This window comes from Mycoplasmopsis felis (genome assembly GCF_034647055.2).
GTDB classification, from domain to species: Bacteria; Bacillota_I; Bacilli_A; order Mycoplasmatales; family Metamycoplasmataceae; genus Mycoplasmopsis; species Mycoplasmopsis felis.
On sequence record NZ_CP141047.2, the window covers coordinates 846,008 to 862,165 of the forward strand.

The 16,158-nt window shown below is 23.0% G+C and carries 15 protein-coding genes; 6 read left to right on the plus strand and 9 right to left on the minus strand.

The genetic code is table 4. The annotated features are described in order from the left end of the window. Positions 1-404 precede the first annotated feature (404 nt). From RRG59_RS03685 to RRG59_RS03725, 9 genes are all read right to left on the minus strand, one after another. Positions 405-872 (minus strand): hypothetical protein, encoded by a 468-nt coding sequence (locus RRG59_RS03685; RefSeq protein ID WP_322902195.1) that lies wholly within the window; start codon positions 870-872, stop codon positions 405-407. Positions 873-1,001: 129 nt separating this feature from the next. Continuing rightward, positions 1,002-2,234 carry a CNNM domain-containing protein gene (locus RRG59_RS03690; RefSeq protein ID WP_322902197.1) on the minus strand — a complete coding sequence of 411 codons (1,233 nt, stop codon included), beginning with the start codon at positions 2,232-2,234 and terminating at the stop codon, positions 1,002-1,004. A 48-nt stretch (positions 2,235-2,282) separates the two neighbouring features. Continuing rightward, a complete protein-coding gene (locus RRG59_RS03695) occupies positions 2,283-3,770 on the minus strand; it encodes a replicative DNA helicase (RefSeq protein ID WP_322902199.1) in 1,488 nt (495 codons plus the stop codon). Further along, positions 3,757-4,215: a 50S ribosomal protein L9 gene (gene rplI, locus RRG59_RS03700; RefSeq protein WP_036430723.1), complete on the minus strand. Its 459-nt coding sequence runs from the start codon at positions 4,213-4,215 to the stop codon at positions 3,757-3,759. Before rplI ends, RRG59_RS03695 begins: the two co-directional genes overlap by 14 nt. A 2-nt stretch (positions 4,216-4,217) precedes the next feature. After that, a complete protein-coding gene (locus tag RRG59_RS03705) occupies positions 4,218-6,182 on the minus strand; it encodes a GGDEF domain-containing protein (protein WP_322902200.1) in 1,965 nt (654 codons plus the stop codon). An 83-nt stretch (positions 6,183-6,265) separates the two neighbouring features. Next, positions 6,266-7,300, minus strand: a complete 1,035-nt coding sequence (locus RRG59_RS03710; RefSeq protein WP_322900393.1) for a ZIP family metal transporter — start codon at positions 7,298-7,300, stop codon at positions 6,266-6,268. Between the two features lies 1 nt (position 7,301). Then, positions 7,302-8,027, minus strand: coding sequence for a YebC/PmpR family DNA-binding transcriptional regulator (locus tag RRG59_RS03715; protein WP_322902202.1), 726 nt, complete (start codon positions 8,025-8,027; stop codon positions 7,302-7,304). 9 nt (positions 8,028-8,036) lie between these two features. Beyond that, complete coding sequence (nadE, locus tag RRG59_RS03720; RefSeq protein ID WP_322900395.1) at positions 8,037-8,828, minus strand: NAD(+) synthase; 792 nt, start codon at positions 8,826-8,828, stop codon at positions 8,037-8,039. A 35-nt stretch (positions 8,829-8,863) separates the two neighbouring features. Beyond that, complete coding sequence (locus RRG59_RS03725) at positions 8,864-9,772, minus strand: ROK family protein (protein WP_322902204.1); 909 nt, start codon at positions 9,770-9,772, stop codon at positions 8,864-8,866. A 79-nt stretch (positions 9,773-9,851) separates the two neighbouring features. Between RRG59_RS03725 and RRG59_RS03730 the strand changes: the two genes are divergently transcribed. The 6 genes from RRG59_RS03730 (at position 9,852) to RRG59_RS03755 (ending at position 15,873) form a co-directional block, all read left to right on the plus strand. After that, complete coding sequence (locus RRG59_RS03730; protein ID WP_322876389.1) at positions 9,852-10,622, plus strand: hypothetical protein; 771 nt, start codon at positions 9,852-9,854, stop codon at positions 10,620-10,622. 1 nt (position 10,623) lies between these two features. After that, complete coding sequence (locus RRG59_RS03735) at positions 10,624-11,787, plus strand: hypothetical protein (RefSeq protein ID WP_322902206.1); 1,164 nt, start codon at positions 10,624-10,626, stop codon at positions 11,785-11,787. A 24-nt stretch (positions 11,788-11,811) separates the two neighbouring features. Then, positions 11,812-12,114, plus strand: coding sequence for a hypothetical protein (locus RRG59_RS03740; protein ID WP_322902208.1), 303 nt, complete (start codon positions 11,812-11,814; stop codon positions 12,112-12,114). Next, on the plus strand, positions 12,104-13,249 hold the full coding sequence (gene thiI, locus RRG59_RS03745; RefSeq protein WP_322902210.1) for a tRNA uracil 4-sulfurtransferase ThiI: 1,146 nt from the start codon (positions 12,104-12,106) through the stop codon (positions 13,247-13,249). The genes RRG59_RS03740 and thiI overlap by 11 nt, the downstream gene beginning before the upstream one ends. Then, positions 13,242-14,330 (plus strand): hypothetical protein, encoded by a 1,089-nt coding sequence (locus RRG59_RS03750; RefSeq protein WP_322900399.1) that lies wholly within the window; start codon positions 13,242-13,244, stop codon positions 14,328-14,330. Before thiI ends, RRG59_RS03750 begins: the two co-directional genes overlap by 8 nt. Positions 14,331-14,583: 253 nt before the next feature. After that, complete coding sequence (locus tag RRG59_RS03755) at positions 14,584-15,873, plus strand: putative cysteine peptidase (protein WP_322902212.1); 1,290 nt, start codon at positions 14,584-14,586, stop codon at positions 15,871-15,873. The last annotated feature ends 285 nt before the right edge of the window (positions 15,874-16,158 follow it).

Genomic DNA, 16,158 nt, shown 5'->3' on the forward strand with positions numbered 1-16,158 from the left:
AGTGCTTGTAGTGTATTTTTCTTGTCATTACCTGGTTTTGTTTCTTAGATAAATCTGAGCATTTTAAATCACCATAGAAATTTTCATCATTGAAAAATAAATCAAAATCTAAATCAAATTTATCTTTATAATCCTTGACAAAAATTAAATTATCTATATTTTGAGAATTAACAAATTGCTTAAATTTAAATTCTAAAACCGGTCAGGTCGTTCAACACCTTTTGCTTGATATAAATCATTTTCTTTCATTTCTTTAATACAATTTATTGCCATTAAAGTTTCATTAAAGTTAAATGTTTTTTTAAAATTAGAAAAAACAGAAAATAAATTTTGAAAGTCTTGATTGTCTTTGTTTATATATTTAAATAAATAATTAGATTTAATTACACAAATATGATTGTTTCTTAAATCAACTTTCTGGAAATATTATATGTTAAACCTTGATATAAGTCATTTATATAAACATGAGCAGAAGAAGAGTTTAATTTATTGTTAATATAATCAGTAATTTTAAAATCACAAAATAAAACATTATCATTATATTTGTAAATACCAAAAATGTATATTTTAGTTTCATTAGATTGATATTCATTTATGAACTCATTATATCAACTTTTTAATTGGATTCTTTTTTTAAAAATAGGATGAGGATTCCCAAGATAAGTGACTGAAGCACAAATAAAGTAATATTTAATGTTATTATTCATATAAAAGAATACAGTTTTATTTTTGTACTTAAATTCTTTAACGCCAAAATTCAGAGAATTATTTAATATTTCAAGAAAATTTAATCTCTTTGTTATCGGTTGGTCAAAATAAATAATTATTTTTCCATTTTTATCAATTTGTTCTGATTTATATTTATTATTCATATTTCTTCTAAATATAATACTTTTAAAAAATGAAAATTATCCTTAATAGAATATAAATTTTATATTCAACAAAAATTGTCTTTTTTATTAATAATAGAATGTAAGAATAAAAACCACTTTAAGTGGTTTTTATTCTATGTATACTTCTATTAAGGTCTCTGATTCTTTATTTTTATTTGTTTCTAATACCTTAAAACTTACTTTATCTTTAAGTGTGTATTTAGAAGTTTTATAAAGTTTTGGTTTATTTATTTTTTTAGCAAATCAGTGGTATAAAGTTAATTGTTCTTCATTTTCTTCTAATAAACTTGGATATAGTTCTAACTGTTTGAATAATTCTCCAATTAAAGTATCTCCTCGTACTCTGGATTTTTCTAATGATATTTCATAAATTTTTTCATCATCATCATATTCATCATAGATTTCACCTATAATTTCTTCGATAATGTCTTCAATTGTTATAATTCCTATAACGTCTGTACTATTATTATTTTCTACTACAAAACCCATTTGTGCTCTTGCTGCTCGCATTTTTTCTAAAGCACTAGATAAAATTGAGTTAGATGAAATTAAAGGAACTCTTTTTATATAATTAATAATTTTTCCTTTTTTAAGATGAAAGATATCTTTTAATAATAAAATACCTATTAATTGGCCGTTTTGTTCAACTGGTATCCGTGAATAGTTAGTTTCTTTAAATAAATGTATTGCTTCAGATACATTTGCTTTATAAGATAGAGTTGTTACATCTTTAAGTTTAATATAATGTGATAATACTTTTGTTGAATCTAAATCGAGAGCATTTTTTGCTAGTAAACTTTCTCCGGTTTGCAAAACACCTTCACTTTGAGCCAAATTTATTATTGATTTTAAATCTTCTTCTGAATTAGTTATATAAACATCTTTTGATAATTTATGTATCGGTCATGTTAAGATTCAAAATACTCAATAATTTAAATCAATTCATCAACTAAAAATTTGCAAGAATTTTTTTGGATTTTTTCTAGCTAATAGTTTTGGTGTAATTTCACCAAAGATAACTAGTAAAGGTGTAACAATTGCAGTTGAAATAATTATAATTAGTGTTTCATCAGTAAATAATTTACCTAAAAATACACCCATTAAAACAGAAGAAATAACATTAACTAAATTATTTCCTATTAAAATGGTTGTTAATATTCTATTATATTTATTATAGTGTTTACTTATGAGTTTATTTGAAGTTTCTTTATTTTCTACCATTTCATAAATCTTAGACTTCGGTAAAGTTGAATAGGCTGTTTCACAACCACTATATATTGAACTTAATAAAAACAAAATTATTAAAATTGGTATTATTACTAAATAATAAATAAAGGACATAATTCTCCTTTATAAACTATCTTACAACAGGAATATTCCATCATTCTCCTATTCTTCATTTATTGAAATGTCTCTTGGTGCATCGTTAAATGTTACTATTCGACCTTCATAAATTAATTCTGAATTCCCTGGTTGACCATTACGGTTTTTTGCAACAGAGACTTTTGTTAAGGTATATTCAGATGATTCATCTTTTGAATCATTATTATTTTTTGATTTTTTTTGACTATTTCTGCTTAAGAAAATAACTATATCAGCATCTTGTTCTATAGCACCCGATTCTCTTAAGTCATGTAGTTGCGGAGATTTATCTTCCCTGTTTTCTACACTACGTGATAATTGAGATAAAGCCATTATAGGGATTTTTAAGTCAAGTGCTAAAGTTTTTAAACTTCTAGAAATTAATGCTATTTCATTTTGTCTGTTTCCCGAGGCATTTGGTCCGCCTGAAATTAATTGTAAGTAATCTACAACTACAAAATGTAAACCATCTTTAAGATTTTTTGCTAATTGCTTAATTTTTCAAATTATGTCAGTGATTCTACTTGTTGTAGCATCATCAAAAAACAAGTGTGAATTTTCTTCTTCTATAATAAATTGACCTTGTAATTTAAATCATTCTTCATCATCTAGTTTTCTTGGATTTTGTATTTTTCATAAATCAATTTTAGCAAGTGAAGAATAATAACGAGCAATTAATTCATTTACAGGCATTTCAAGGGAAATAAAGGCTACATTTTTAACATAACTATCATCATATGGTTTTAATCTAGAAATATTTGACGCTATGTTTAAGGCTAGTGCTGTTTTACCAACTCCAGGTCTTGCTGCTAAAACTATTAGTTGTCCTGGTTTAAAACCTTTAACATAATAATCTATTGAATTAAAGTCTGTTAATAAAGTGTCTTTATCTATTGAATTATATGCTTTAATTTCACTTAATTTTTCTTGAAATTCCTGGGTTGCTTGACCAATTGAAACAAAAGAACTATTATTAATACCACTACCATTGTGTTCTGTAACAAACTTTTCAAAGTCAGCAAGAGAAAAATCTCATGAAATATCTTTTTTGTTTTTAAATGAATTTAATGATATTTCATAAAAAACTTCCAATGCTCTAAGTTTTGTTAATTCTCTTAATTTTTCAATGTAGAAATTAAAGTTATTTTCATTTTGGAATGATATAGATAAATCAGACAATAAAGAACTAGTTACTAAAGGAAATTTATTTCTTAATGAAGGTGATGTTTCAATATCATTAGATATATCATAGAAATTAAAAAAAGTAATTTTATCAATTCCTGTTTGTTTTTTCTTTTCACTAATTAAACTAAATAATTGTTTATATTCTTCACTAACAAAATCATCTAATGTTAAATAATCAATTCCCATTTGTTGTCTAGATTCATCAGAAATCATAATTGCTAAAATATTTTTTTCTATTAATGAATCTCTAAACAAAGTATTTTCAATATACTTTGTAGGTAAAAATTCGAAATTATGATATTGATTATCTTGTTTTTTATTTTTTGACATTAATTTTTATTTCTATCCTTAATTTAGCTATGATGTCTTTATACAAATTAACTTCAACATCATGATTACCTTCAGAAACTAAGTGAATTTTTTGTAAGGAGTGTTTTGGTAATTTAAAACCTAATTCTTTTAATGATTTATCTACATCTTTAGTAGATACAGAACCATGTACATTTAAATTATGATTACCATCGATATTTGCAGTTAATTGATATTTTAGAACTAATTCTTCTATTTTTTCTTTTTCCCTTAAGGCATTCGTTCTAGTTTCATGTTCATTTGCTACTAAATCATTAAGTGTTTTTTGTAATTGAGCATAGTTTTTTTCATTATATGGAACACCAAATCCTTTTTTAACTAAAAAATTTGTTCCATAACCTGATGCTACTTCTATAATTGTGTTTGCTTTTCCGTCTTTACAATCTTTTGTTAATATGATTTTCATAATTATCTCTTTTCTATTGTGTTTATTGCATGTTTAATATTATCTATAAAAGTATCTAAATCCTCATTTGTTTCTGCTGCTGCTGCTGAAAAGTGTCCTCCACCACCAACTGCTTCACATATTATTTGTACATTTGCATCTAGACCTCTTGCACTTAGTTTATATAAATTGCTGTTTTCTAATTTACCAACAACAAATGAAGCAATTCTTCCTTTTACTCTTAAAACTTCATTAGATGCAATAGATATTACATCGTTTGAATATTCTTGGTCTGAGTAAGCTAAATAATAACCTGTTTTTACTTCAGTTAAATTTTCTAATAATTTAGAAACCTTAATGGCTGTATCATTGTCTATTTTTAGTAAATCAGTACTTACTGATATACTTGCTCCCTTTGATTCTAGCAATGCACAAGCATCAAATGTCCTTTTTGAGGTTATTCGTGAAAATTGACTTGTATCCAGATATATTCCATTTAATAATAATTGTGCTATAAAAGGTTTTAAATAAATTTTATGTGTTAAGAACATATAAATTTCTGTGATTATTTCGCTTGCACTTGAGCAAGTAGTTTCTATATAAATATTTGATTTTGGAGCAAAATCTATGATTTTACCTTGTCTATGATGGTCAAAAACAAAAATATTATTTCTTTGTACATTAAGTAAACCATCACTATAATCAGATCTTAAAATATCTGAATTATCTACCATAACAACAAGCGTTCTTTCATTTATCAAACCGTCTACATATTTTGGGTGTATAAATTTATAATCCTTAAATTCTTTTTTTTGTATTAATAAATTTGTTGTACTGTCAAATGTATTCATACAAAGATATGGTTTTTTATTATAAGCTAATGCAATTTCATAAATTCCACAGGCAGAACCTAATGCATCTAAATCCGCATTTTTATGTCCATAAATAATTACATTTTCTATATTATCACTTGATAATTTATTAATTAAAATTTCTGTGATTGCTTTAATTTTTGTTCGATTATTATCTGATATCAATTCAGTATGTGAACCATAATATATAGGTTGTGAATGATTAGAAAAAATAGTTACTTGATCACCACCTCTGGATTGTGAATGAATTAAAGCTTTTTTTGCTTCCTCAAGTTTTTCCTTTAATGATGTCCAACCTGTAGCAAAACCCAAACTTAAAGAAAGTTTATTTATATCACTATATTCTATAAGTTTATTTATTTCAATAAAAATATTGAATTTGGTTTTTTTGAATTTTTCTAAAGTCTTTTCATCTAAAAATAGAATAAATTTACCATTAGTATACTGTCGATAAATAATGTTATATTTGTTTACACACTCATTTAAAACATCTATAACAACTTTGTTGATCATAAATAATTGTTCTTCAGATAAAATAGATTGATATAGGTTGTAATTATCTATTTCTAATTCTCCCACAACAGGTTTAAGATCTTTTACTTCTCTTTTTATTATATTTTCGGAAGTTATATCTTTAATAACAACAGTATTTTGAATGGGTAAAAATTGAGCTTGAAAAATTTGATTATCTTTAGTGAAATTTATATCAATATACTTATGAAAATTTGAAATATCACAATCATAATATTTAAAAAAGTCTGATATTTTTGTTCCAATTAAATCATTACTAAATGAAGTTTTAATTAATTTACTTGTCCAAATTATTTGAAATTCATTATCATAAATAATAAGTCCTAAATGATTATTAGAAATAACTTCTTCTATTAAATTATTAAAGGATTTTTTAACTAGTTCCCTAGAATTTGAAAAGTTAATTACTCCAAAATACAAAATGAAGGTTATCAAAATTAATAATAAAAAAATGCCTCAAATTAATAATAAATATAAATAAAAATTATATTCAATTTTTAAAAATACAATTAATGAAGTAAGTAATAATATAAATAATACTACTCCAGAAAATATAAATGTTCAAAATTTTTGTTTCGAGTTCATTATTCTCCATTTTAATTTAATAATTCAATTATACACTATTTAAATTTTGAAAATTTAAATAAAAAAATCAACTATTAGTTGATTTAAATTCCATGAGAATGAGTATGGAAAGAAAGAATAATAACTGCAAAAATAACTCCCATAAATAAGAAGATTAATGTTATTAATCATTTCTTCTTATTGAAAATCTCATGATAAAATTCAGGGAAAAATTCCACTAAAGAAGTAAATAAAAATACCCCACCTATTCCTGCGTATATAAAGCTTTTTAAAAATGAATTAATAAAATCTCCAACATAAATTCCAATCAACATAAAAGGTAAAAATAAAAATAATCCAATGAATGAAACAAATAAAGCTTTTCAAGGAGAAAGACCAGATTCTCTTAATCTAAGATAAAAAATTGTTTCTTCTGGTATTAAATGAAAAATTAATGAAAGAAAGTATGCAGTTGTTAAAGCACTATTTTGACTATAAATTACACCATCAACTGGAATATGTTGATTTAAACTATAACCAATTAATAATCCTTCTGGTATTCTGTGAGTTAATAATAATAATAAAGCAATTAATTTTAACTTACCTTCTACTTTTTCTTTTAATGTATCTTCTACTAAGGATAATTTATCATCTTTATTATTCATAAAATCTGAATGGCTATGTGTGTGAACGTGATCACTATGCTCATGTTGATGGATGAATATACTTAATTTTTTAGAAGACATTAATTTTTTATTAAGTTGAAATGATATTACAAATTTTAGAACAAAAGAAAAAATAATTCCAGTTAAGGTTCCCCCTGCTACTAATCCAATATTTGTCAAATATGTTTGTGTTGATGAATAACCATTTATTGCACCTTGAAAACTAGATACTTCTAGTGATTCCTTTAGAAAACCAAAAATAGATAGTATGATAAAAAATCCAGTAGAAAATGCATATAAATATACTTTAGATTTCCCTTTTAAGATATTTTTAAAAAAAGGTAAAACTAAGGATAAAATTATTGGTATTAATAATAAAGCAAATAAAAAAATGAAAACTAAAATTAATTTAGATGCTCATTGAATCTGAATATTATCATTTAAATAAACATATAAATCTGAAATTCACTGCATTTTATAAAACTTCTATATTATGATAAACATCTTGAACATCATCATCATCTTTTAATTTTTCAGCAAATTCTAGGAGTTTGTTTCTTTTTTCTTCATCGTATTCTACATACATATTAGGAATATATGTAACTTCACATTGGATAAAGTTTTCTATTTTTAAATTAGTTTCTAGAGCATTCTTTAATTCGCTGAAGTTTTCTGGTTTACAGAAAATTATAAATGAATCATCTAAAGTTTGAATATCATCTGCACCACTTTCTAGAGCTATCATCATTAAATCATCTTCTGTGGTTTCATTTTTAGAAATTTCTATAATTCCTTTTTTATCAAATACAAAAGGAATTTGACCTGTTTTACCTAAGGTAGCATTTTGCTTATTAAAATATGCTTGAATATTTGATTTTACTCTATTAACATTATCACTTAATGTGACAACAATAAATGTTGCTCCTCCACTTATAGTTGCATTAAATACCAACTCAGTGAATGAATCTGAACTTTTTGTTCCCTTTGCTTTTGCAATAGCTCTTTCTATGTTCTCTTTTGGCATATTTTTTGATTTAGCTTTAGAAATCGCTAATTTTAGAGTTGGATTCATATCTGGATCGGGTCCTAATGAAGCTGCTACAAATATTTCTTTTGACAACTTTTGAAATATTTTTCCTCTTGCTGCGTCTTGGGCACCTTTTCTGTGCGCTATGTTTGCTGAATGTGAGTGTCCTGCCATAATTTCTCCTTATTTAACTTTATTTGGTTTGTAAATTTTATCTCTTTTATGTTGTGTTATTTTATGTTTTAATTTTATTTTCTGAATAACTTCGGGTTTGAGTTTTTTATTTATTTCATTTTTATTAGTTAAATGATTTAAATAAAAATCAAGATCGTCATAAGAAAATCCTAATTCATTTTCATCGGTTTGTCCTTCTCATAAGCCTGCTGATGGTTTTTTATTAATAATTGAATCGGGAATTCCAACTAATTTTGCTAAATATTTAACTTCTGCTTTTGTTAATTGTGAAATAGGTAATAAATCTGCGCCACCATCTCCGAATTTAGTGAAATAGCCTATATATACCTCATCTGCATTGTCTGTACCTAATACTAAAGAATTTTTTTCTTGAGCAATTGCATATAAAGTTGTCATTCTTAATCTCGGTTTAATATTTGCTATTGCTAATAGATTACTTAATGTTAAATTATTAAGTAATTCATTGAAAGTTTTAGTCAAGTCTATTCTTTGAAATGAATCATTGAACCTTTTTTCTAGTTCATTGATATGTTCTAAATCACTAGTAGTCATTTTTTTTATAGGTAAAACTATACCATATGTATTCTTTGGGCATAATTTTTTAGCCAATGCATAAGTTAAAGCAGAATCAATACCACCGCTTATACCTATAACAAAACCATTTGCTTTTGCTTTTTTTAAATATTTTTGAAGAAAATTTAAAATTACTTCAATATAATTCAACGCTTTTTCTTTATCAAAATCTACTTTATTATTGCTATATTTTGTTATTATACTCATTTTTACCTTTGTATAATTATTATTATATAATCAATTTAATTATTTCTTTGCTTTATTAAGTAATATAAACCAATTAGTGCAGAATCATCACCTAGTTCATCAAAATATAAATTAATTCCATGGAAATGGTTAAAATCACTAATTTCCTTTGCTTCTTGGAATGCTTGTTTAACCATTTCTTTTTGTGCTAAACCTAAACTTCCGCCAATAAAGTAATTATGAGGTGCTAATATACCAGCACTTATAGCAAATATATCTCTAAGAGTATCTTTTGCTTGATTAACTATTTCTTGTGCTATTTTGTTTGTTTTCGATAATTCAAAAATTTCTTTTGCTGATTTATTTAAACCTAAAAATTTTGCTTTAGTTTCTATTCCAGTTCCTGAACAGTGTAATTCTAATGAATATGAATTTTTTAATCTAGATGACCCTTGAAATGAATGTTTTGAAACAGGAATTTGTGCTATTTCTTGAGCATAGTAATTATTACCATGATAAATTTGATCATTAATTATTAATCCTGCACCAAAACCAGTACTTAATGTAAAAAATTGACTAATTTCATTTTTAGTTTTATTAAAATTTTTATGATTTGCTAATGCCATAGCATTAGCATCATTTTCAAAAACTATATCTTTTAAAGAAGTATTTTTTAGTAAATAATTTTTTAAATCAAAATTTCTTCAAGTTCCTCCTAGGTTTGGACTATTAAGAATAATTCCATTTCCATAATCACTAGGTCCTGGAATACATAGTGCTAAATAATTTATATTATTTTTGTTTATTTGCTCAATAATTCAATCTGATGTTTCAAATGCATTTGTATAATTTGTTTTAGTTTTAATTTTGTGTATTATTTCACCATTTTTATTAAACAATGCAAAACGTGTATTCGTTCCACCAACATCTATTACTGCATAATTTTTAAAATCTTGATATTTCATAATAAAATTATATATAAGTTATGAATATAAAAAATTAAATTAAAATATAATATTACTTATTAGTAATATAAGGAGTTTTATGAAAAAAGTCTGAATAAACCTATTGCCTTTGTCTATTTTACCAATATCAATTATAAGTTGTAATAATAAAGAAACACAAAAAGATTACAAAAATGACTTAACTGTCAATGAAGTCTTAAAGAAATTTCAATTAAACATAGAATCTCAAGAACCAAAATTATCATTTGATAAGTTTAAAGAAGAATATCAAAAGTTAAATATTAATGATTCAGAATTTAATATTCAAGTTTCAAAATTATTAAGCAATAATTGAGTTTGATTTTTAAGTAATATCAAATTATTTGGTGCAGAACAAAAAAATAAAACAGATTGATTTTTATTTCCAGAAAAAAAAGAAGCAAAACACTCTAGATTGTTTAAGCATGCTTTAGGTTTAGATAAAATAGAAAATGAAAATAGTATTCCTCACTCACATATTTCATTCCCTAAAGTATTGAGAATTGATTTTTCTAAGTTCACCTCAATATCTGACGTTTTAATTGATACAAAAGATAATCAAAAAATTTTATTCATTACTTTCGGAAGAACTATAATCAAACTTAAATTAATTAATAATAAAATAATAGTAGATTCTGATTTTTATTTCATAATTAGACAAAACAAAGAAGGAAATAATATACCAAGTAATAAATTAATAGAAAATGAAATACTTCAAACTATATTCAATACAGATATTAATTTAATAGATCAAAAATTTATAGATCAATACGAAGATAAGATAACTGCTGAATATGGTATTCCTTCAAAAGTATATTTAGTAATAAGATAAAATGCATATATTATTTTTAATTGGTATATCAATCTTTCTTTTTTTATTTTTAGCATTATTTTTAATTTTAATATATTTGCTAATAAAAAAATCTATATTAAAAACCTCAGAAGAAATAAACATTAAAATTAGTAATTATAAATATGAAAATATAAGAAATATAAGTAAAGTAAGTAAAGTAAGGACGCATAGCGAAGAAAATGAAATTATATTTAATAACTTAAATAGGTTGAATAAAGAAATTAATTTATTTTTTGAAGAATTTAATTCATATAACATAAACAAAAAGCAATTTGGTTTATTTAAATCACTTTATCAAATAAAAAAAATCAAACAATTAAATTCTAAAATTCAATTTAAACAAAATGAATTTTGAAATTGATCAAATAAAATAATGAATGAATGAAATAATTTAGATAATTCTATTTATAAATATATACAACTAATTAACTCTTGAAAAAATAAATTAATTTCTACGGAAATTTCTAACTTTTTCTTTAAAGAAAAAGTTCATAATCTAATTGAAGAAACACTTATTTATATTTGAAAAATAGATATTTATAAAACTAAGAATCTAAGCGGTAATATAACTAAATTAAATGATTTAAAAAATAAAATATTTAATTTAGGTTATTTATTTTTATCTTGTCAGAAAATTGATTTTATGTTATTAGAAATTTATAATTTAAGGTCTGATATAAATATAAACGAAATATATTTAACCTTTATCAAAGAAATTAAAAACTTATCCTTATCAAAAAGTAATTGTAATATAATTAATTCAATTAAAAAAATAAAAAATATTTATAGTCAATTTTTAAATTATAAACAACAATCATATATAAATAATCAAATAAATAATTTTTTTGAGAAAAACAAAGATAAATTTATTTTGTTATCTAACAAGTTAAAAAATGAATTTAATAATATAAACATAAATAAAAATAAAAAAATAAATAATTTAATTCTTTTTACAAGCAGCATAAGTAAAAAACTTCATCTTTTTAATTCTTCAATTAATAAAATAGAAGAATTAATCAATCATTTAAAAGAATCTGAAAAAGAAATATCTCTCTTAAAGGGCAAAAGTATCTTAGAAGAAGATAAAAAAATTCAATTAAGTATAGAATTATTTATAAAATTAAAAAGTCATTTTTATTTATAAATTGACACTCAAAATAAGAAATTAGTGGAAAAAATAAATAATTTTTTTATAAAAAATATAGAGAATCAATCGAGCGAAATCAGTATTAAAACTTGAAATGAATGAATTTATTTATTGGAAAAATTAATTATTTCAATTCAATTAAACAATAAATATGACAACCTTTTTAGTAAATTAAATTTTTATTTTGAAAAAAATTCAGATAAATATAATAATCAAAAGAAAATAGATTTAGGTGCAATAAATAAGCATATTCATAAAAAGAGCTTTAAAAATGCTTTTTATTTGCTTAAAGACTTTTTTGAAAGGAGCAATAATGTTCAGTAAAATACTCATAAGATATGGTGAACTAGTTTTAAAGCATAAAAACAGAAAAACTTTTATTAATCAATTAAAAAATAATATAAAGAACATAGTAGGAACAAATCCTGAAGTAGAATTTGATAGAATGTATCTTCCTTATTCAGAACAAAATTTAAAACAATTAAATTATGTTTTTGGAATTAGTTCTTATTCGCCTGTAATTGTTGTTGAAAATAATATTGAACTTTTTAAAGAAAATATTTTGCAACTCATTAATCCATCATCTCAAACTTTTAAAATATCAGCAAGAAGAAATTACAAAAAATTTGGTCATAATTCAAATGAAATAAATAATATTCTTGGTGGACATATTTTAAAGAATTCAAATTTAAAAGTAGATGTTCATAATCCTGATCAAATATTTTATATCGAAATTCGTAGAAATAACACTTATATCTTTTCTAATTATATAAAGGGACTAGGCGGATTACCTGTTGGAGTTTCAGGAAAGGTTTTACACTTACTTTCTGGTGGTTTTGATTCACCCGTTGCTGCTTTTCAATTAATGAAAAGAGGTTTGAAAGTTGACTTTTTATCTTTTTTAACACCTCCACAAACAGATGAAAGAACTATAAAAAAGATTAATGATTTAGTTTCTGTTTTAACTAAATACCAAATTTCAAGTAATTTATTATTAGCTGACTATTCTCATTTGATGAATTATATTGCATTAACTTCTAAAGAATCATATAAAATCAATTTAATGAGAAGAAGTTTTTACCGTATTGCACAAAAAATAGCAGAAAAGTATAAGATTTTAGCAATATCAAATGGTGAAAACTTAGGTCAAGTTGCATCTCAAACTTTAGAATCAATTAATACAATTAATTCTGTAATTACAGTACCTGTTTTAAGACCATTAATTACTTATGATAAAAATGAAATAATTGATATTGCTAAAAAAATCAGTACACACGATATTTCTATTATTAAAGCTAATGAAACTTGTGAACTGTTTGCTCCTAAGGAACCAACAACAAAACCTAACATTCAACAAGCTTTACTATTAGAAAGTGAATTAAATATGATTAATGAATTAGAAGAAGAATTAATTCAATCTAAAATTGAATTAATTAAAATTGGTAATAAAAATGGATAAATTCGAGTTTTACATTGATTTTGAAGCAATAACTTTGGATTATATGCGTAAAATCATTAAGAAAAAATGATTAACTAATAGCAATATAGATGACAACCAATTAAAAAAACTAAAATCTGAAGATTTTATTTTTTGTTATACAATAGGGTATTTTAAGGAAACTAATTTTTCAAAATTTACCAAGAAAACTACATTCATTAAGTTCAAATCTTTTGGAAATAATAGAGATAATGAATTAAGTGTAAAAATATTAAATGATTTAAGGTTTCTAACAGGAATAAAAGATTTTATGCCAAACGAAAATAATTCGGTGTTTTATTCTTGAGGTGGTTTGTTAGAAGATAAGGTCTTAATGAAGATTTTTAATCTAAAAACAGATAATTTAACCAATAGACAAATTTCTATAGATAAATTAATACCTCAAAATTTGTTTGAAAAAAAATATATTTCTAATTGGGATTTATTAATAAAATCTTATCCCAATAACCCTATTTTAAATCTCAAGATTAGAAAAAAAACCACAAGAGAAGCAGATTCAACGGGTGAAAAAATGTGTGTGCTTGGTTCTGTTTTTTTATTGGATAAATGAAATGATGATACATTATATAAAATAAAAGAAAAAGATATAAAAATATTAATGAATGATATTAAAATTTATAATTCAGATGATGTTTGTAAATTAGCCTTAATTCATAAATACTGAGAAGTATCCAATGAAATAATAAATTTGATCAAAAATATAGAAAACGAAAGAAATTCAATTATTTCTGCTAAATCACAAAATATATGATTATTAAGAGGAATTGAGAAATATTTACATGATTTAAAACTCACTCCTATTGAATGCAGTAAATTAATAACACTTGAAAACAATGAAATAGAATCATCAGAAAATATTGAAAAAATAAAAGTAATAAACAAACTAACTAAAAAATTTGGAAACATAAAATTATTTGAAATCTTAGATTTATTAAATATAGAAATAAATAAACTTCAAAATGAAATAGAAAAATACAATTCTAAAATTTTATTAGTTGCTAGTCAAACATATAAGAAAAATAAAATAACACCCAAACTATAATCAATAAATAACTAATATCTTGATTAGTTATATTATTATTAAGATATTTAAATAACTTACTAAACTAACATAAAATTTTGTTATTTATATAAATTATTAAATTAACAATAAAATTTAACTTTATAATTAAATTTATAATATTTGTGGAAAATATTACATTTTTTCGTAAATATTATATTTTTTTATAGCAATTAAACTTATTTTTAAACTAAGGTTTTAAAAAAATATAAAATAAAGATATAAGGTTGAAATTATGAAAAAATATAAAAAGTTATTTATTTTATTTTCTTCTTGTTTTCTATTAAGTAATTCCGTATCTCTCGTGAGTTCAAATATAAATTATAAAGAAAAAGATACAGAGAATCTTTTAATTATCTCAGAACTAATGAGATTGAAAAGACTGCAAAATGTACAACAATTTTTTAAAAAGAAACTCTATATTAAAGATTTATATAATAGAAAACTACTAGTTATTGCAACTAAATCCGCATATTCTATTATAGATTTTAAAACACTTATAACTCTAGAAACTAGATTTGAAACTTTAGAATTAAATGATAATGTAAACTTTATATATATTCCCGGTTTGGGACTATATGAAGAAAAAGATAATAACTTAATAAACATAAGTAATAATGAAATATTTTACAAAAATCATTTTATAAAAAACGTCTTACCTATTAATATACCCAATGACAATCAATTTATAAATAAACAGAAAGAAAAAAGAGAAAAAGAAATTAATACTTTTTCTTTATATAAATCTAATGCTGAAAGACCTAATTTTCCAAAGTTAGATTACATCGGAAATAATAAATTTAATGTCTCTCATGTAGTATCTAATGCTTGATGATTTTCAACAAAAAATAACTATGAAAAATCTGGTTATATAGATTATGAGGATAATGGTTTGTGTGAATATGTTGCTTTATCACAATTACTTTTATATAATCATCTGTTTGTTGATTCGACTATTTTCTCAAAATTTGATTATGATAAATATTTTATATTAAAAGATTCAGAAAAAGACATAAATGATTCTTCTCCTGTCTTTAGATTCGCTAAACATAATCTAAATAATGAAAATTTAGATAATTCGCTAGTATTTACTTTGTTCAATAAAGGTGGTTATAATTATGATTTAAAGACTTCTTCTGTTTTGTGAAATACAACTGAGAAAATCCTAAAAAATAACATAAATAATTGGAAGTTAGACGGAAAATATGGTGGTTATTATAAAGCATGAGAATATGTTAAAAAAGGTATACCTAGTGTTTTAACTACCGCTTTAGGCAATGGATACGGACACTCTTATTTAGTTTATGGATATGATGATAATTCTGATATGTTTTTAGTTTCAGAATGTTTTCCAAACAAGTCATATACTACCACTTTGTATTCTTATTGAAACTTTGCTTGAGGTTCACATTTCTTTACAATAGAATCTACTAAAGAAAATAAAAGTTTAAAAAAATTGTTTAGTTATAAAAATAAATTATATGACGGCAAGGAAATAACCAAAATAGTAGAAGAGGTAAAATAATGAAAAAAATAGGAATCACTACTTTTGTTGCTTTATTTCTAATAATTATCTCGTTTGCTATTTTTATGCCATTGTATGTTTTTGTTTTTTTCCAAACGAAAAACCTATATTTTTCGAATTCATAAGATATAAACCAAGAATTTATGGATTTACTGCTTTATCAACTTTTTTAGTAAATTTTTTTAGTATTGTTTTATCTAGTACAGGAGTGTATATAATTGGTTTTCTATATTTATGAATAATAAATAGAAATAAGTTTTTTCACTTTTTGTTTCCTATTTTCTT